The organism is Rhizobium leguminosarum bv. trifolii WSM2297 (genome assembly GCF_000271845.1).
This window is the reverse complement of sequence record NZ_JH719395.1, coordinates 4,361,344-4,378,600: the sequence shown is the minus strand read 5'-3', so window position 1 is coordinate 4,378,600 and position 17,257 is coordinate 4,361,344. Positions and strand designations below refer to the sequence as shown.

Here is a 17,257-nt window from a genome sequence, read left to right as displayed (position 1 = left end):
CTCCACCCCGGCCGGTAATTGAAAGGCCCGGACGTTGCCGTCCGGGCCCAAGGCTTAAATTACTGGCCGGTGACGACCTTCGTCCAGAGGCGCGTCCCGAGGCGCTGCGTCTTCGGATCCCACGGCTTGACCGTGAAGAGGTTCTTCATCACCTCCTCAGTTGGATAGACCGCCGGGTCTTCCAGAATGTCCTTGCTGACAAACTGCTGCGACGCCTTGTTGCCGTTGGCATAGAAGGTATGGTCGCTCGCCTTGGCGATGACCTCAGGCTTCATCATGTAGTTCAGGAACTCGTGGGCTTCGGCGACGTGGGGCGCATCGGCAGGGATGGCCATCATGTCGAACCACATCTGGGCGCCCTGCGGGGGAACCGAATAATTGACCTCGACGCCGTTCTTGGCTTCGGCTGCACGGTCGCGCGCCTGCAGCATGTCGCCGGAATAGCCGAAGGCGATGCAGATGTCGCCATTGGCAAGCGCATTGATGTATTCGGACGAGTGGAACTTGCGGATATTGGGGCGGACGGCCGTCAGCAGCTCTTCGGCCTTCTTGAAATCCTCAGCCTTGGTGGAGTTCGGATCGAGGCCGAGATATCGAAACGCCGTGGTGATGACGTCCTTCGGGGTGTCGAGAACGTAAATGCCGCAATCCTTGAACTTTGCGGCGACCTTCGGATCGAAGATCACTTCGAGGCCGGGCTTGACGTCGGGACCGAGGATTTCGGCAACCTTCTTGACGTTGTAGCCGATGCCGTCGGTACCCCACATGTAATCGACCGCGTGTTCGTTGCCCGGGTCGTATTCGGCGGTGCGCTGCTGGATCACATCCCACATGTTGGAAAGGTTCGGCAGTTTCGACTTGTCGAGCTTCTGGAAGACGCCAGCCTGGATCTGGCGCTGCAGGAAGTCGGCTGTGGGAACGACGACGTCATAACCGGTGCCGCCGGCAAGCAGCTTGGTTTCGACGGTCTCGTTGGAATCGAAGGTGTCGTAGACGACCTTGATGCCGGTTTCCTTGGTGAAGTCGGCCAGGATGCTGTCGTCGATATAATCCGACCAGTTGTAGACGTTGACCACGCGCTCCTGGGCAAAGGCCGGCGCGGCGGCAAGAAGTGCGGCAACGGCGGCGGCCGTCACACTTGGGATGATTGACCTCATGACTTCTCCTGCTTGTTCAAAGAGCCCGCAACCCGGACATCTTTTCCCTCTGGTTTTGCCCGCAGACTAAGAAGGAATTTCACAGCCCACAAGCGCAAAATCCTGCGCCTTCAATGATTTCACAATCACTGGAAATCGAAGGCGCTGAGCCCCGCCACCATCTCGTCGAGCCCGAGCGGCCGCGTCACCGGCGGCTCGGCGCGGGAAAGGCAGCCGCGCCGCTCGCAGAGGCGACAGGCCGGACCGATTGCGACCGGCTCGAGCACTGTTGCCTGGCCATAGAGCAGTGCGTCGCCAAGAGCGGCGTCGCAGCCGATCAGGATTGCGGTGCGCCTCAGCCTTTCGCCGAATTCGACGCTCGGCCCCTCCAGGGTGCGGGCGACCGTCAGGAAGGATGCGCCGTCAGGCATGACCACCGTTTCGGCGAGGATCTGGCCCGGCTGCAGGAAGGCGGCGTGGAGATTGAGCTTCGGACAGCCGCCGCCGAAACGGGCCTGCGGGAAACCCTGGGCGCCCGCCCGGCGCAGCCGATGGCCGGCGGCATCGATCTCGATCAGGAAGAACGGAACGGCGGCCGCTCCCGGCCGCTGCAGCATCATCAGGCGCGCTGCGGCATGGCCGAAGGAGACGCCGAAGCGGGCCCGCAGAATGTCGATATCGTAGCGCGTCGTCTTCGCCGCGGACAGGAAGGCCTCATAGGGCATGGCAAGCGCCAGGGCGGCGATGCGGGCAAGCTCGAAGCGGGCGATGCGCCGCGCCTCGGCCGAGGAGAGCTGGAGATCGTCGAGTTCGGCATCGATGGCCGGCGACAAGGCGAGGGTCGCAGCCTCGACTGATATCTCGTGCGCACGATCGGCCGGCGACAAGCGCTCCGAGATGAACAGCCGCATCGAATGGCGATCGAAACGGCGGCGCAAATCCGGCATGACATGGACCGGCAGAACCCGCACGGCAATGCCACGCTCGGCGCGCAGCCAATCCTTCAGGCCAGCAGCAAGATCGAGACCCCCGGGAAGCGTTGCGGCAAAGGCTTCCGCCGCCGACTCGATCCGTCCGAAATAGGCAGACCTGCGCTCCAGCGTCTCGCGCACCTCGTCAAGCGGCAACCGGCCGGCGGCAACCGGCGCATGACCTTCGGCAGCCATCAGCGCCGTCAGATCGGACAGTCTTGCCGCCTGCTCGCGATAGGCGCGGTAGAGCTTAATCATGCCGCTTGCGGCATTGGGTGCGGCCTCGGCCACCTCCACCAGTTCCTGGTCGCCAGGCAACTCGCCCGAAAGCAGCGGATCGGCAAAGACTTCCTTGAGCTGACCGAGACTGCCGCCGGTCTGCCCGCGCAACTCCTCCAGATCGACCCTGTAGACGGCCGCGAGCTTCAAGAGAAGCTGCACCGTCAGCGGCCGCTGGTTGCGTTCGATCAGGTTCAGATAGGAGGGCGATATTTCGAGCGCCTCGGCCATGGCGGTCTGAGTCAGCGCCAACGCATTGCGGATGCGCCGCAATTTCGGGCCTGCGAAGATCTTCCGTTCCGCCATTGTCACACCCTTTGACAGCCAGCGGCACCAAGATTTACAAAACTTTACAAATTCACAGTGCCGCTCTGTCAATCCTCGTCATCTTAACCTCTTTCCGAGCTGGAAATCAAAGGTTTTCCTGGCCATACCGCACGATATTGTCAATCTTGTCATCAACACCCCCCGATATCGATTTTAGTGAGGAGATCAGCATGACCGATTTTTACAAGCTTGTTCCAAATGCACCGGCGGGCCGCTTCGACGGCATCGACAGGCCCTATTCGGCCGATGACGTGCGGCGGCTCAGGGGCTCGGTGGCGCTGACCCATACGCTCGCCGAAATGGGGGCGGACCGGTTGTGGCGGCTGCTGCGCCAGGAGGATTTCGTCAATGCGCTCGGCGCGCTTTCCGGCAACCAGGCCATGCAGATGGTACGCGCCGGGCTGAAGGCGATCTATCTCTCCGGCTGGCAGGTAGCGGCCGACGCCAATACGGCATCGGCGATGTATCCCGATCAGTCGCTCTATCCGGCCAATGCCGGGCCGGAGCTTGCCAAGCGCATCAACCGCACGCTGCAGCGCGCTGATCAGATCGAGACCTCGGAGGGCCAGGGGCTTTCCGTCGACAGCTGGTTTGCGCCGATCGTCGCCGATGCGGAAGCCGGCTTCGGCGGGCCGCTCAACGCCTTCGAGATCATGAAGGCCTATATCGAGGCGGGTGCGGCCGGCGTCCATTTCGAAGATCAGCTCGCCTCGGAGAAGAAGTGCGGCCATCTCGGCGGCAAGGTGCTGATCCCGACGGCCGCCCATATCCGCAATCTCAACGCCGCGCGGCTTGCCGCCGACGTCATGGGCGTTGCGACGCTGGTCATCGCCCGCACCGATGCGGAAGCGGCAAAGCTTCTGACCTCAGACATCGACGAGCGCGACCAGCCCTTCGTCGATTATGACGCCGGGCGCACGGTCGAAGGCTTCTATCAGGTCAGAAACGGCATCGAGCCCTGCATCGCGCGGGCCGTCGCCTATGCGCCGCATTGCGATCTCATCTGGTGCGAGACCTCGAAGCCCGACCTCGACCAGGCGCGGCGTTTTGCCGAAGGCGTGCACAAGGTCCATCCGGGCAAGCTGCTTGCCTATAATTGCTCGCCGTCCTTCAACTGGAGGAAATACCTCGACGAGGCGACGATCGCAAAGTTCCAGCGCGAACTCGGGGCTATGGGCTACAAGTTCCAGTTCATCACATTGGCCGGCTTCCACCAGCTGAACTACGGCATGTACGAACTGGCGCGCGGCTACAAGCAGCGGCAGATGTCGGCCTATTCCGAACTGCAGCAGGCGGAATTCGACGCCGAGGTCAACGGCTATACCGCCACCAAACATCAGCGCGAGGTCGGCACCGGCTATTTCGACGCCGTGTCGCTCGCCATCACCGGCGGCCGGTCTTCGACGACGGCAATGCACGATTCCACCGAACATGCGCAGTTCAAACCGGCTGCGGAATAAGGCGAAGAGGAGAAGAAAATCATGGCATCCATTTCACGTGTCAGAGAACGGGCCGAGGAGCAATCGACCAGCATGAGCGAGGATCAGCAGACGACGATCCGCATGCTCGCCAACGACCTGCATCGGCTGAACCAATCAGTCATGAAGGCCGTCGAGGCCGGCGTCTCGGTCGAGCTGGTGCGCTCGGCCCGCCATCACGGCGGCGACGGCAACTGGGGCGACCTGCTGATCCCCGTCGTCGTCACCAACCGGCATTAAAGAGAAATGCCCGCGCATCCCAAGAGGTGTGCGGGCGTTTCATCGTAGATTTCAGCCGCGGCTCGGCCGTTTTCCGGCAAAGAGATCGGCATAACTTCTGATCAGCTTGGTCATGCGGTCGGCGACCGTGCGGATCTCCGGGCGATGGCGGTCCTCGGCGTTCATGACGATCCATTGCGCGTGGCGCAATTCCGGAAGTTCACCACCAAGCCGTTGCAAATCGGGATGAAGATCGCCGACGAAACAGGGGAGCACCGCCTTGCCGGCGCCGGCGCGCACCAGATCGGGCAGCGAACGCGGCCGGTTGACGGTGGCGACGATATCGGTAGCGGCATGGGCGTGCGGCCAGCGCAGATAGGCCGATATCGCCTCCTCCTCGGCAACCGCAATCCAGCGCTCGTCCGTCTCGGCGGCGTTGCGTCTGATATAACAGGCATAGGCCACCTCGCCGAGCCGGCGGGCGGCCAGATTGGCCTCCTCAGGCTCGAAGGCGCGAATGCCGATATCGCTTTCGCGATAGGCAAGGCTCGCCCGAGCCTCGCCGATGGTCAGCGAAATGGCAAAGCCGTCGCCCGGCATGCGGATGGCGGCGAAATTCTCCGTCAGCAGCCAGGCGACCCATGTGCCGGCGGTGATCCTGACGGTCGTGCCGCCCTCGCCCGATTGCCGCCACGCCTCCACCTTGCGGGCAGCGGCCTCCATCTCCTGAAGGTGATCGAGCAGCGCCTGACCATCCTGGGTCAGGCGGTAGCCGGTCTGGCTGCGTGAAAATAGGGCGCGGCCGACCTCCTGTTCGAGATCGAGCATGCGCCGGCCGACGGTCGCCGGGCTGAGCCCGCTTGCCGTGCTTGCCCCCGTCAGGCCGCCGAGGCGGGCGACCTGTAGGAAAAGCTGGTAGGAATCCCAATTCGCGTTTTTCATCGATGAAAAACATAGCGGGATTTTCCCTGTTTATGAAGAGATATTCGATGCCTAAATCAAGGATGTCTTCTACAGAAAGGACATCGCCATGATCGACATGATCACCATCGCGGGCACCCTGGGATATCGCCACACTCGCAGGCCAAGCGGGAGCAAGGCGGACGAGGATCGGTTCTATGCCGAGTTCGGAGACAGCAGCCTCATTGGCTTCGCCACCTGGTTGACCTCGCTCGACCTCATCATGAAGCGCCTTGCATCCAAGGGACTACGCCGCAAAACTGCGGCGCAATCCTGCGGCAACGGACACCGCGCGCCTCAGGCGACTTTCCTTGCCCCGAGGTGAGCGGCGGGCGCTGCTATGCGGAAGCGCTCGATCAGCGTCATCAGTGTGTCGGCCTCGCCGGCGAGCAGGCGGCTTGCCTGCGTCGTCTCGGCCACCATCGAAGCGTTCTTCTGGGTCATTTGGTCCATGGCGTTTACCGAACCGTTAACCTCCTGCAATGCGGCCGACTGATCTCGGCTTGCGGTGGCGATGGTCTCGACATGGCCGCTGATGGCGATAATCTCGTGGCTGATCGAGGCAAGGACACTGCCGGTCTTCTGGACCAGTTCGGAGCCCACCGTCACTTCCCGGCTGGATGTCTCGATCAGCGACTTGATCTGGCGCGCCGCATCGGCCGAACGCTGGGCGAGTTCGCGGACCTCCTGCGCAACCACGGCAAAACCCTTGCCCGCCTCGCCGGCGCGGGCCGCCTCGATGCCGGCGTTCAGCGCCAGCAGGTTGGTCTGGAAGGCGATATCGTCGATCACCTCGATGATCTGCTCGATCTGCTGCGAAGCCTGCTCGATGCGCTCCATGGCGGCGACGGCATCGCCGACGACGGCGCCGGAATTATCGGCCGTCTTCTTGGTGGCGGCGACGACATTGTTGGCTTCACGGGCACGCTCGGCGGACGAGCGAACCGTCACGGTGATCTCCTCCACTGCCGCTGCGGTCTCCTCGAGGCTGGCCGCCTGCGCCTCGGTGCGCTTCGAAAGCTCGCCGGCAGAGGTAGAAACCGAGCCGCTGTTGCGCTGGATGGTCGAGGCGCTGTCGCGGATACCGGACAGCGTATCCTGGAGCCGCAGCAGCGAGGCGTTGAAATCGGCGCGCAGCTGCTCCAGGCGACCGACGAAGGGCGTGCCGATCGTTTCCGAGACATCGCCTTGCGACAGGCGCCCGAGGCCGGCGGCAAGCTGGTTGACGGCAAAGTCGATCTGGCTGTCCAGCGAGCGTTTGTCGGCATCGTTTCTGGCGCGTTCGGCATCGCTCAAGGAGCGCTGTTCGGCGGCCTGCGTTTCCAGGTCGCGCTTGGCGCGGGCGCTGTCGCGGAACAGCGCCAAGGCCCGGCCGATGGCGCCGAACTCGTTCTTCTTGTCGATACAGGGGATCGCGCCATCGAGATCGCCGGAGGAAATCGAGTGGACGCTCGCAGTCAGCGCCTGCAGAGGCTTCACCGACAGGCGGATGGCGTAGAAGGCGAGAACGCCGACCAGCAGCATAACGATGGCGCCGACGCCCAGGACCAGCATCTGCAGCTCGTTCAGCCTTGCGTAGTAGAGTTCCATCGGAATGCCGATGAAGAGAATGCCGACATTGGCATTCGAGGCATTCTTGATCGGGAAATAACCGGTCATGAACTTGCGGCCGAAAAGCTCGGCCTGGCCGTAATAGGCCTCGCCCCTGGCGAGAACCGGCTGGGCGGGATGTTCGGCGACGAGCTTGGTGCCGACGGCGCGGTCGCCGTTTTCCTTCTTGACGTTGGTCGATATGCGGACGTAGTCGCCGCCCTGCTTCTGGAAAATCGTCGCAACACCGGCGATCGACTGCGCGGTGCGGTCGACCAGCGAGTGATCGGCAAGCGCCGGAATGGCGTCTTCGGTGACGGTGGAGAGCTGGTTGCCCTTCAGCTCGATCTTCGCCGCCTGGTCGGCAGCGCCATAGAGCACCGCCATCGCCCGGGTGGCATCCCTGGCGTCGGCGACAGCCCCGTCCATCACCTGACGGCTAAGATTGTAATAGGTCACGCCAACGATGGCAGCAGTGCTGATTGCCAGCAGAAACAGCGTGATCGCAACGATCTGACGGACGATCGACGTAGAGAAAAGGCGCAGCATCAAAACCCCCGGCGGAATAACCAGGCTAAATTAGACGAAAGGCGTTAAGGAAAATTTTCCGTAAATCAGCGCCGCCGGACGTGCGATTTCGCAACAAAAAACGGCCCCGGAAAACCGGAGCCGTTCGAATGAAGCCGGATCGCGCGACGATCAGGCGGCGCGATAGACCGGCGCGGCTGTGGCGTCGCCGTCGATCTTGAACTGCTGGATGAGGCGGCGCAGAGAACCGGCCTCGTCGGCCAGTTCGCGGCTGGCGGCGGTCGTCTCCTCGACCATGGCGGCGTTCTGCTGCGTCATCTGGTCCATCTGGTTGACGGTTGCGTTGACGCTCTGCAGCGCATTGGACTGGTCGTGGCTGGCGCGGGCGATCATCTCGACATGCTGACTGATCGTGACGATCTGAGCGCTGATCTTGGCGAGCACAGTGCCGGTTTCCTGGACGAATTGCGAGCCGGAGCTGACCTCGTTGGTCGACTTGTTGATCAGGCCCTTGATCTCCTGCGCCGCGGCTGCGGAGCGCTGGGCGAGTTCGCGGACTTCCATGGCGACGACCGCAAAACCCTTGCCGGCTTCACCGGCGCGCGCCGCCTCGATGCCGGCATTGAGCGCCAGCAGGTTGGTCTGGAAGGCGATCTCGTCGATGACGCCGATGATCTGCTCGATCTGGCGCGAGGCTTCCTCGATGCGGCCCATCGCGTCGATCGCGTTGCTGACGACGACGGCGGAATCGTCGGCGCTGCGTTTGGCCTGACGGACGATCTGGTCGGCATCCTTGGCGCGTTCGGCAGACGAACGGACGGTGACGGTGATCTCGTCGACGGCCGCCGCCGTCTCTTCGAGCGAAGCAGCCTGCTGTTCGGTGCGCTTGGACAGATCCTCGGCCGACTGGGCCATCTGGTTGCCGTTGCCCTGGATCAGTTCGACATTGTCGCGGATCTGGCTCATCGTCGCCTGCAGGCGCATCATCGAACCGTTGAAATCCTGACGCAGCTGTTCGAGGCGGCCGATGAAGGGCGTTTCGATCGTCGTCGAGATATCGCCCTGCGACATGCGTTCGAGACCGGCGGCGAGCGCGTTGACGGCGAATTCGATCTGGCGATCCATTTCGCGCTTGTCGGCATCGTTGCGCTGGCGCTCATGTTCGGCGGCGGCGCGTTCTTCGTCGCTCTGCTCCTCGATGCGGATCTTCGAGATGGCATTTTCCTTGAAGATGCCGAGCGCGCGGGCCATATCGCCGATTTCATCGTGACGCTGCTCGCCGGAGATGCTGGTATCCAGCGCGCCTTCGGCGATGCGGCGCATGGCGGCGGTGATATGGCTGATTGGGCGCTGCAGCGTCAGCACCAGGGCAATGCCGCCGAGGATCGACAGGAGGATGCCGAGACCGGTGGTCATGACGGAGATGCTGTTTGCCTGGGTGCGCTCGGTGCCGGCCGTCTGTTTCTGCAGTTCGGCGAAATCGGTGAGCTTCGTCCAGATCTGGTCGAGTTCCTGGCGGGCCGCGGCATAGGCGGTGACGCGCTCGCCGATCGTATCGACGATTTTCGAGCCGCCGCCAGAGATGGCGTCCAGTGCCGGCTGGATCGCGCCCGAGATGCCCTCGGCAAAACCCATGCCCTTGGCGCTGGTGATCAGCACCTGCATGTCCTTGCCAAGCGTGCCGGCCTGCTGCTGCAGACGGACGAGATTATCCTTGCTTGAGTTGGCGAGGAAATCGGAAAGGACGATCTGCAGCGCATAGACGGAATTTTCGAGGCGCCGCGTATCCTGCAGGACGGAATTGGTCTGGGCGATGCGGCCCTCGAGCTCGGCGAAACGCTGGGTCGCCTCACGCATCTTTTGCGTTGCCGTCAGCTGCGTATAGGTCGAGGTCTGGCGGAAGCGCGAAACGAGGCGGCCAAGTTCGGCGATGTCCTCGTCGGTCGGAGCGGGCATTGCGGCGATTGCCTTGATGCTGTCGATGGTCGCAGTCAGCGCGTCGATAACGTTCTTCTGGTTGGTCGGAACAGAAATGGCGATCTGCCGCTGGGCTTTGATGATCGCAGGCATCTGTTCGTTGATGTAGGCGATCTTGTCCTGCGGCGTCTGCGGCTTGCTGTAGCCGCTGGCAACGGTGCCGAGGAAATCGCCGCCCTTCAGCAGGCGGTCGGCCGTGCGCAGCGTGATGGTGGCGGCACCCTCGTCGTTCTGGAGCGCGGTCTGCAATTCTTCGGCCTGGTAGGAGACCGTGAAGCGAGTGCTGATCAAGCTCTTCTGCGCCGCGTCGATCTGCTCGTGCAGTGCCTGCTCCTGCTCGTGCAGCGCCCAGAGCTTGTCGATGACGCCCGAAATATCCTTGGTGCGGCGCGACGCTTCGGCCAGGCTGTCGCGGCCGGCGGCCTCGTCGCCCACCTGGTTCAGCGTCTGGTCGAGCACGCCCTGCTGGGTCTTCAGCTCGGCGGTCAGCTTATTGCGGGCCTCCGGGCTGGTGACGCGCAGGAAATCGTCCATCGAACCGTAAAGATCCTTGAACCCGCTCAAAGACTGCAAGACGCTATTGGATATTTCCATGCGGCCCTGCAGAAGTCCCGAAGCGTAAAGGCCCGTCAGACCGACCGCCGAAATGGTGACGACGAAAGGCAGAACGAAGATCAGGACTTTCGTCTTGATCCTGAAGCGGGAAAGAATCTTATCAATCAACATGGCGTTCCGGGCCTTTCATACACCACTCCTCCCGCAGGCGGCCATTTTGGCGCCGGCCGGGTGCACATCGAGCTGCTTTTAAATTTACATTGGGGAACCCGGAAGCCAGGCGGCAGTCATTGCCAGTTCATGTCCAAACAACTTGGAGATGCCCAAATAATCGCGGGCAATTGTGTCAGATTAGATATTAATTTTCGGATAAGCGGGGATGGCAGCTTAAGCCAAGGCAGTGAAATAGTTGCAAATTGCCGGCCGAGGAGCCGCAGCGCGGCAAGCAACATGCCGCATTGGTCTTTCAAGGCCGGCAGACAGGATCAGAGAAAGTGCGAGAGCAGCAGTGCGAGGCTGGCGGCGGTGGCGCCGGCTGCAAGCATCAGATAACGCAGGGCGACCATCCGGGCATTCGGTTTAGCCTCAGCAATTGCGATGGCGCGGGCGCGTCGTGTGTTTTCGCTCATGGTCGAAACCTCACTTCTGTCTGATACAACAATCCAACAAAACAGCTTGCCGGTAAAGCATTATCTAGGAACGATCTTGCAAACCACCAATTGAGACAGGATGGCGCACCTGGATTAAGAAGTCTTGAATCGGTGTTGCTTGCGCGCAGCCTTCCGGGCGACATGCTAAACAAAGAGCTTTAAACGCATTCGCCGGCCGCAAATCCGGAGGCCCAGGCCCATTGGAAATTATAGCCGCCGAGCCAGCCGGTGACGTCGACGCATTCGCCGATGAAATAAAGCCCGGGCACGGCCTTCGCCTCCATGCTGCGGGAATCGAGCGCTGCCGTATCAATACCGCCGAGCGTCACTTCGGCGGTGCGGTAGCCTTCCGAGCCGGAGGGTTTGACCGTAAAGCTCTGGGCGCTCGCGGCAAGCCGCAGCAACACCTTGTCCGGCAGGTCGGCCATATTGCCGGAGATCTTTTCGCGCTCGACGAGAAACTGCGCCAGCCGCTTCGGCAGGAGGTCGCCAAGAGCAGTCTGCGGCGACTGGCGGCCATTTCGCTGCTTTGCCGTCTTCAGTTGTGCTGCAATGTCGATATCCGGTTCGATTCCCACGACGATCTCGTCGCCTTCGCGCCAATAGGAGGAGATCTGCAGGATGGCGGGGCCGCTCAGCCCCCGATGGGTAAACAGCAGCGCTTCGCGGAAAGCGGTTTTGCCATGGCGGATTTCGGCCGGGGCGGAAATGCCGGCGAGCGGCGCGATCGCCTCGAGCAGGCCGGGATCGAGCGTCAGCGGCACGAGGCCGGGGCGGGTCTCGAGCACGGGAAGACCGAACTGCTCAGCCAGGCGATAGGCAAAGCCGGTGGCGCCCATCTTCGGGATCGACTTGCCGCCTGTGGCGACGATCAGCGACGATGCTTCCAAGGCGCCCTCGCCTGTCGAGACGCGGAAGCCCGCTTCCACCTTTTCGACACCTGATATCTCGGTGCCGAGATGCAGCTGCACGCCGGCGCTGCGCATCTCACTCAGCAGCATGCGAATGACGTCTTTGGCGCTGTCGTCGCAGAACAGCTGGCCGAGCGTCTTTTCATGCCAGGCAATGCCGTGGCGGTCGACCATGGCGATGAAATCGGCAGGCGTGAAACGGGCAAGTGCGGACTTGCAGAAATGCGGGTTGTCGGAGAGGAAATTCTTCGGCCCGGCATGGATATTGGTGAAATTGCAGCGGCCGCCGCCCGATATGCGGATCTTCTCGCCGGGCGCCCTGGCATGGTCGAGGATCACCACCGAGCGGCCGCGTTTTCCCGCGCGGATGGCCGCCATCATGCCCGCTGCCCCGGCGCCGATGACGATGACGTCGCTTTTGCGCTGCAAACCCGTTTCCCCGATCAAGACAGCGTCTTCTTTTCCATCGAAGGGCGAAAGTCAACGTTCTCAACCTCTCGCCAATTGGCAAAGTCTGGTTATGATGGCGCCACGATCAACCAAACCGGTGTGTCATGTCCCCAAAAAAGACGACGCTGAAGCCTGCCAGAAACGTACCCGCCTCGAAGAAGACTCCCCCGGACCCCGGATCTCTGCGTGGCGTTGCGAACTGGAAGGAAGCAGCGCGGTGGCTGAGGGACAGGGGCATCGAAGACATCGAATGCATCACGCCGGACCTTGCCGGCGTTCCGCGCGGCAAGATGATGCCGAGCTCGAAATTCACCTCGAACACCTCGCTTGCGTTGCCTTCGGCGATTTACCGGCACACGATCTCGGGCGAATATCCGGACGAGACCGAGAGCTTCCGCTATGAGCCGCGCGACAGCGACCTGAAGCTGATGCCCGATCTTTCGACGCTTTCGGTCGTGCCCTGGGAAACCGACCCGACGGCGCAGGTGATCTGCGACATCGTCGATTCGGACGGCGGGGAAGTGCCCTATACGCCGCGCAACGTGCTGAAACGCATCTTGAGCCTCTATCATGAGCGCGGCTGGAAACCGATCGTGGCGCCCGAGATCGAATTCTACCTGGTCGCCAAGAATGACGATCCCGACTATCCGCTGCACCCGCCCAAGGGCCGGTCGGGCCGCTCGATCCTCGGCGGCCAGGGTTATTCGATCGCCGGCATCAACGAATTCGACGAGCTGATCGACGACGTCTACCATTTCTCGGAAAAACAGGGCCTGGAGATCGATACGCTGATCCATGAAGAGGGACCGGCGCAGCTCGAGATCAACCTGCGCCACGGCAATCCGATCGAACTTGCCGACCAGGTGTTCCTGTTCAAGCGCACGATCCGCGAGGCAGCGCTGAAACATGACATCTACGCCACCTTCATGGCCAAGCCGATGCAGGGTCAGCCGGGTTCGGCGATGCATATCCATCAGTCGGTGGTGAATATCGAGACGGGCAAGAACGTCTTCTCCAATCCCGACGGATCGGCCTCGAAGGAATTCTTCCATTTCATCGGCGGCATGCAGAAATACGTGCCAAGCGCGATGGCGATGCTGGCGCCCTATGTGAATTCCTACCGCCGTCTGCAGCCCGATATGTCCTGCCCTGTCAACAATGCCTGGGGTTACGACAACCGGACGACAGCCTTCCGCGTTCCGGTGTCCGATCCGCAGGCGCGGCGCGTCGAAAACCGGCTGCCGAGCTCGGACGCCAATCCCTATCTGGCGCTCGCCGCCTCACTCGCCTCCGGCCTGCTCGGCATCATGAAAGAGATCGAACCGACGGCGCCGACCGAGGATTCGGCCAATGAGGGCTCGATCGACCTGCCGCGCGGCCTGTTGGAGGCCGTGGCGCTGATGGAGGACGAGCCTGCCTTCGAAGAGATTTTCGGCAAGCAGTTCATCGGCCTTTATGCCGGCGTCAAGCGCGGCGAGTTCGAGACCTTCATGCAGGTGATCAGCCCCTGGGAGCGGGAATTCCTTCTGCTCAACGTGTGAGGGAGCGTCATGGCATCGCAGGAGATGTGGCAGAGCCCGATCGCGCCGGGCCTATCCTGGTATCAGGCAACCGTCGGGGAGCGGCCGACCTATGCCGCCCTCGACGGCTCGCGGACATGTGACGTCGCCATCATCGGCGGCGGCTATACCGGCCTGCAGGCCGCCTATAATCTCGCCAAAGCAGGCGTTTCGGTGGTCCTGATCGAGGCCTGTCGCTTCGGTGACGGGGCGTCCGGGCGCAATGGCGGCCAACTCGGCACCGGCCAGCGATGGTGGCCGGAAGAACTCGAGGAGAAGATCGGTTACGAACGCTCGAAGGCGCTGTTTGATCTTGCCGAGGCGGCCAAGCGCCATCTCATCGATTTCGCCCGCGAGCACCAGATCGAGATCGACTATGCGCCGGGCCAGCTCAACGTCGCGCACAAGGCGAGCTACAAACGCGACTATTATGAAAATGCCGCGATTGCCGCAGAGCGCTACGGCTATCCGCACATCAGCTTCATGGACGAGAAGGAAACGCAGGAGCGGCTCGGTTCGAAGCGTTTTTATTGCGGCGTGCGCGATGTCGGTACCGGCCATATCCATCCGCTGAAACTGCTCATCGGCCTGGCACGGGTCGCCGCCAACGCCGGGGCGGATATCTTCGAGATGACCAAGGCAAAGGCGATCCGCCAAAGCGCCGGCAAGGTGACGATCGAAACCGACAGGGGGACGATCATCGCAAGCCGTGCGCTGATTGCCTGCAACGGCCATATCGGCAACCTCGAGCCGGTGACGGCAAGCCATGTCATGCCGATCCGCTCCTTCATCGGCGCCACCGCGCCGCTCGACCGGCATCCCGAGGTGCTGCCGGGCGGCGAGGCTGTCGCCGATTCGCGTTTCGTCGTGCGCTACTTTCGCAAGTTCGGCGACGGCCGCCTGTTGTTCGGCGGGCGCGAGGCCTATACGTCGGACAATCCGAAGGACATTTCCGAGCACATCCGCCGGCAGATCGCCGAGATCTACCCGGCACTCAAGGATATCGACATCACCCATGCCTGGGGCGGCAGCGTCGGCATCACCATGCCGCGCCAGCCCTTCGTGCGCGAAGTCATGCCCGGCGTCATCTCGATCGGCGGTTATTCCGGCCATGGCGTCATGCTGTCAAACTACTGTGGCAAGCTCTATGCGGAAACGGTGCTTGGAAAATCCGGCGATCTCGATCTCTTCGCGTCGCTCGATATTCCCGCCTTTCCCGGCGGGGCCCGGATGCGGGCGCCGTTGCTTTTCCTCGCCTTGTCGTGGTTTGCGCTTCGCGACAAGTTTTAGTCCGTTTGCGGATTTCCTCTTCCAGAAATTCGCTCTAAAACCGGTGCCTGACAGATTCATTGCACTGCACACTGGCTTTTTTAAATCGATTAGATTAAAAGAGCCGCCAACCAGCCTGATTGAGAGATAAGCTCATGAGCAGCCAAATCATTCCCGTTGAGCCTTTTGATTACGTCGTCTTCGGCGGCAGCGGCGACCTTGCCGAACGCAAGCTTCTGCCCGCGCTGTACCATCGCCAGATCGAGGGCCAGTTCTCCGAACCGACCCGGGTGATCGGCGCTTCGCGCAGCCCGCTTTCGCACGAGGAATATCGCAAATTCGCCAAGGATGCGTTGAACGAGCACCTGAAGAAGGGCGAATATGACGAAGCAGAAGTAGAGAAGTTCTGCGCTCGTCTCTACTACGTCTCGGTCGATGCCCGCACGGATACCGGCTGGGACCAATTGAAGAAGCTGCTCGACGAAGGCAAGGAGCGCGTGCGCGCCTTCTATCTCGCCGTCGCGCCCGGCATCTTCGGCGATATTTCGCAGAAGATCCACGACCACAAGCTGATCACCAAGTCGACCCGCATCGTCGTCGAAAAGCCGATCGGCCGCGACCTCGCCTCGGCGCTGCAGCTCAACGACACGATCGGCCGCGCCTTCAAGGAAGAACAGATCTTCCGCATCGACCACTATCTCGGCAAGGAGACGGTGCAGAACCTGATGGCGCTGCGCTTTGCCAACGCGCTCTATGAGCCGCTGTGGAACGCCAACTATATCGACCACGTGCAGATCACCGTGGCCGAAGCGGTCGGCCTCGAAGGCCGTGCCGGCTATTACGACACCGCGGGCGCATTGCGCGACATGGTGCAGAACCACATTCTGCAGCTGCTCTGCCTGACGGCGATGGAAGTGCCCTCGTCGATGGATTCGGAAGCCGTCCGCGACGAGAAGCTGAAGGTGCTGCGCGCACTGAAGCCGCTCAATGCCTCCAATGTCGAGCAGGCGACGGTCCGCGGCCAGTATCGCGCCGGCGCATCAGGCAGCGGCCCGGTCAAGGGCTATCTCGAAGAACTCGAAGGCGGCGTCTCGAACACCGAGACCTTCGTCGCCATCAAGGCCGAGATCAACAACTGGCGCTGGGCGGGCGTTCCCTTCTACATCAGAACCGGCAAGCGCCTGACCGGACGCATGTCCGAGATCGTCATCACCTTCAAGCCGATCCCGCATGCGATCTTCGACCAGGCGGCCGGACGCATCGTTGCCAACCAGCTGATCATCCGGCTGCAGCCGGATGAGGGCGTCAAACAGTCGCTGATGATCAAGGATCCAGGCCCGGGCGGCATGCGCCTGCGCAACGTCTCGCTCGACATGAGCTTCGCCCAGGCCTTCAACGTCCGCAATCCGGACGCCTACGAGCGTCTGCTGATGGACGTGATCCGCTCCAACCAAACATTGTTCATGCGCCGCGACGAAGTCGAAGCCGCATGGAAATGGGTGGATCCGATCCTCAAGGGTTGGGAAACCACCGGCCAGCAGGTGCAGGGTTATACCGCCGGCACCTGGGGCCCGAGCCAGGCCATCGCGCTGATCGAGCGTGACGGTCGCACCTGGCATGACGATATCTAGGACGGAACCGATGGCATCGACCCTGCATTCCTTCGCCAGCCCTGCAGATCTCGCCGAGACCCTCGCCGACAAGGTCGCCGATACGCTTTCGGCGGCGATATCAGCCCGCGGAACGGCGTCCATCGCCGTTTCCGGCGGCTCGACCCCGAAGGCCTTCTTCCAGGCACTGTCGACCCGCGACATCGCCTGGGACAAGGTGACGATCACGCTTGTCGACGAACGTTTCGTGCCGGCTGACAATGCGCGCTCGAACCATATGCTGGTCGATGCCAATCTCTTGCAGAACAAGGCGAAGTCGGCGCGTTTCGTGCCGCTTTACCAGCCCGCCGCCTCCGTAGAAGAAGCTGCACGGCTTGCGACTGAAAAGAGCGCCGAAATCGGCATCCCCTTCGACGTCGTCATTCTCGGCATGGGCGGCGACGGCCACACGGCCTCGTTCTTTCCCGGCGGCAGCAATCTGGCCAAGGCGCTCGATCCATCGACGCCACGCGGCATTATCACCATGAAAGCGGAAGGGGCCGGCGAGCCGCGCCTGACCTTCACCTTCTCCAGTCTTGAGGATGCCGCACTCCTGGTTCTCCATATCGAGGGCGAAGGCAAAAAAGACGTTCTCGCCAAGGCAGAAGGCAAAGGTGAAGAGGCAGACATGCCGATCCGCGCCATTCTGCGCCGGGCCACTTCCCCGGTCGAGATCTACTGGGCTCCCTGATCGGCCGTCAATCCGGATCGAATATCAGGCCAAAGCCGCCGAAACAGATGATACAACG

14 protein-coding genes are annotated in these 17,257 nt (G+C 62.1%); 7 read left to right on the top strand and 7 right to left on the bottom strand.

Annotated elements, in window-relative coordinates; genetic code table 11:
* Positions 1–59: 59 nt before the first annotated feature.
* Positions 60–1,157, bottom strand: a complete 1,098-nt coding sequence (locus tag RLEG4DRAFT_RS36400) for a polyamine ABC transporter substrate-binding protein (protein WP_003584330.1) — start codon at positions 1,155–1,157, stop codon at positions 60–62.
* A gap of 125 nt (positions 1,158–1,282) precedes the next feature.
* A complete protein-coding gene (locus RLEG4DRAFT_RS36395; RefSeq protein WP_003584329.1) occupies positions 1,283–2,692 on the bottom strand; it encodes a helix-turn-helix domain-containing protein in 1,410 nt (469 codons plus the stop codon).
* A gap of 191 nt (positions 2,693–2,883) precedes the next feature.
* Here RLEG4DRAFT_RS36395 and aceA point away from each other — a divergent pair, with 191 nt between their 5' ends.
* Both aceA and RLEG4DRAFT_RS36385 read left to right on the top strand, forming a co-directional pair.
* Entirely contained in the window at positions 2,884–4,173 is a 1,290-nt protein-coding gene (aceA, locus tag RLEG4DRAFT_RS36390; protein ID WP_003584326.1) for an isocitrate lyase, read from the top strand.
* A gap of 21 nt (positions 4,174–4,194) precedes the next feature.
* Positions 4,195–4,431: an SMc00767 family acetate metabolism repressor gene (locus RLEG4DRAFT_RS36385; RefSeq protein ID WP_003584324.1), complete on the top strand. Its 237-nt coding sequence runs from the start codon at positions 4,195–4,197 to the stop codon at positions 4,429–4,431.
* Between the two features lie 51 nt (positions 4,432–4,482).
* Here the strand turns inward: RLEG4DRAFT_RS36385 and RLEG4DRAFT_RS36380 are convergent, their stop codons facing one another.
* The gene (locus RLEG4DRAFT_RS36380; protein ID WP_003584323.1) at positions 4,483–5,352 is read right to left on the bottom strand and encodes a LysR family transcriptional regulator; all 870 of its coding nucleotides are present in this window, start codon (positions 5,350–5,352) and stop codon (positions 4,483–4,485) included.
* An 88-nt stretch (positions 5,353–5,440) separates the two neighbouring features.
* Between RLEG4DRAFT_RS36380 and RLEG4DRAFT_RS36375 the strand changes: the two genes are divergently transcribed.
* Positions 5,441–5,695 carry a hypothetical protein gene (locus RLEG4DRAFT_RS36375; RefSeq protein ID WP_003584321.1) on the top strand — a complete coding sequence of 85 codons (255 nt, stop codon included), beginning with the start codon at positions 5,441–5,443 and terminating at the stop codon, positions 5,693–5,695.
* On the opposite strand, the gene RLEG4DRAFT_RS36370 is transcribed toward RLEG4DRAFT_RS36375, so the two are convergent.
* The 4 genes from RLEG4DRAFT_RS36370 to RLEG4DRAFT_RS36360 form a co-directional block, all read right to left on the bottom strand.
* Positions 5,668–7,509, bottom strand: coding sequence for a methyl-accepting chemotaxis protein (locus tag RLEG4DRAFT_RS36370; RefSeq protein WP_003584320.1), 1,842 nt, complete (start codon positions 7,507–7,509; stop codon positions 5,668–5,670). The two genes, RLEG4DRAFT_RS36375 and RLEG4DRAFT_RS36370, sit on opposite strands and share 28 nt — an antisense overlap.
* 150 nt (positions 7,510–7,659) lie before the next feature.
* The gene (locus tag RLEG4DRAFT_RS36365) at positions 7,660–10,191 is read right to left on the bottom strand and encodes a methyl-accepting chemotaxis protein (protein WP_003584319.1); all 2,532 of its coding nucleotides are present in this window, start codon (positions 10,189–10,191) and stop codon (positions 7,660–7,662) included.
* A 314-nt stretch (positions 10,192–10,505) separates the two neighbouring features.
* Complete coding sequence (locus RLEG4DRAFT_RS41080) at positions 10,506–10,649, bottom strand: hypothetical protein (protein WP_003584317.1); 144 nt, start codon at positions 10,647–10,649, stop codon at positions 10,506–10,508.
* 179 nt (positions 10,650–10,828) lie between these two features.
* Positions 10,829–12,028, bottom strand: a complete 1,200-nt coding sequence (locus RLEG4DRAFT_RS36360; protein ID WP_003584315.1) for an NAD(P)/FAD-dependent oxidoreductase — start codon at positions 12,026–12,028, stop codon at positions 10,829–10,831.
* A gap of 107 nt (positions 12,029–12,135) precedes the next feature.
* Between RLEG4DRAFT_RS36360 and RLEG4DRAFT_RS36355 the strand changes: the two genes are divergently transcribed.
* The 4 genes from RLEG4DRAFT_RS36355 (at position 12,136) to pgl (ending at position 17,199) form a co-directional block, all read left to right on the top strand.
* Complete coding sequence (locus RLEG4DRAFT_RS36355; protein ID WP_003584313.1) at positions 12,136–13,572, top strand: glutamine synthetase family protein; 1,437 nt, start codon at positions 12,136–12,138, stop codon at positions 13,570–13,572.
* Between the two features lie 9 nt (positions 13,573–13,581).
* Positions 13,582–14,880 (top strand): NAD(P)/FAD-dependent oxidoreductase, encoded by a 1,299-nt coding sequence (locus RLEG4DRAFT_RS36350; RefSeq protein ID WP_003584311.1) that lies wholly within the window; start codon positions 13,582–13,584, stop codon positions 14,878–14,880.
* Positions 14,881–15,014: 134 nt separating this feature from the next.
* Positions 15,015–16,490: a glucose-6-phosphate dehydrogenase gene (gene zwf / locus RLEG4DRAFT_RS36345; protein ID WP_003570253.1), complete on the top strand. Its 1,476-nt coding sequence runs from the start codon at positions 15,015–15,017 to the stop codon at positions 16,488–16,490.
* Between the two features lie 10 nt (positions 16,491–16,500).
* Complete coding sequence (pgl, locus tag RLEG4DRAFT_RS36340; RefSeq protein WP_003584310.1) at positions 16,501–17,199, top strand: 6-phosphogluconolactonase; 699 nt, start codon at positions 16,501–16,503, stop codon at positions 17,197–17,199.
* Positions 17,200–17,257 lie beyond the last annotated feature (58 nt).

Excerpts from the sequence above, each read along its gene's own strand:
- RLEG4DRAFT_RS36400 (WP_003584330.1), bottom strand. The coding sequence starts at position 1,157 with ATGAGGTCAATCATCCCAAGTGTGACGGCCGCCGCCGTTGCCGCACTT.
- RLEG4DRAFT_RS36395 (WP_003584329.1), bottom strand. The coding sequence starts at position 2,692 with ATGGCGGAACGGAAGATCTTCGCAGGCCCGAAATTGCGGCGCATCCGC.
- aceA (WP_003584326.1), top strand. The coding sequence starts at position 2,884 with ATGACCGATTTTTACAAGCTTGTTCCAAATGCACCGGCGGGCCGCTTC.
- RLEG4DRAFT_RS36385 (WP_003584324.1), top strand. The coding sequence starts at position 4,195 with ATGGCATCCATTTCACGTGTCAGAGAACGGGCCGAGGAGCAATCGACC.
- RLEG4DRAFT_RS36380 (WP_003584323.1), bottom strand. The coding sequence starts at position 5,352 with ATGAAAAACGCGAATTGGGATTCCTACCAGCTTTTCCTACAGGTCGCC.
- RLEG4DRAFT_RS36375 (WP_003584321.1), top strand. The coding sequence starts at position 5,441 with ATGATCGACATGATCACCATCGCGGGCACCCTGGGATATCGCCACACT.
- RLEG4DRAFT_RS36370 (WP_003584320.1), bottom strand. The coding sequence starts at position 7,509 with ATGCTGCGCCTTTTCTCTACGTCGATCGTCCGTCAGATCGTTGCGATC.
- RLEG4DRAFT_RS36365 (WP_003584319.1), bottom strand. The coding sequence starts at position 10,191 with ATGTTGATTGATAAGATTCTTTCCCGCTTCAGGATCAAGACGAAAGTC.
- RLEG4DRAFT_RS41080 (WP_003584317.1), bottom strand. The coding sequence starts at position 10,649 with ATGAGCGAAAACACACGACGCGCCCGCGCCATCGCAATTGCTGAGGCT.
- RLEG4DRAFT_RS36355 (WP_003584313.1), top strand. The coding sequence starts at position 12,136 with ATGTCCCCAAAAAAGACGACGCTGAAGCCTGCCAGAAACGTACCCGCC.
- RLEG4DRAFT_RS36350 (WP_003584311.1), top strand. The coding sequence starts at position 13,582 with ATGGCATCGCAGGAGATGTGGCAGAGCCCGATCGCGCCGGGCCTATCC.
- zwf (WP_003570253.1), top strand. The coding sequence starts at position 15,015 with ATGAGCAGCCAAATCATTCCCGTTGAGCCTTTTGATTACGTCGTCTTC.
- pgl (WP_003584310.1), top strand. The coding sequence starts at position 16,501 with ATGGCATCGACCCTGCATTCCTTCGCCAGCCCTGCAGATCTCGCCGAG.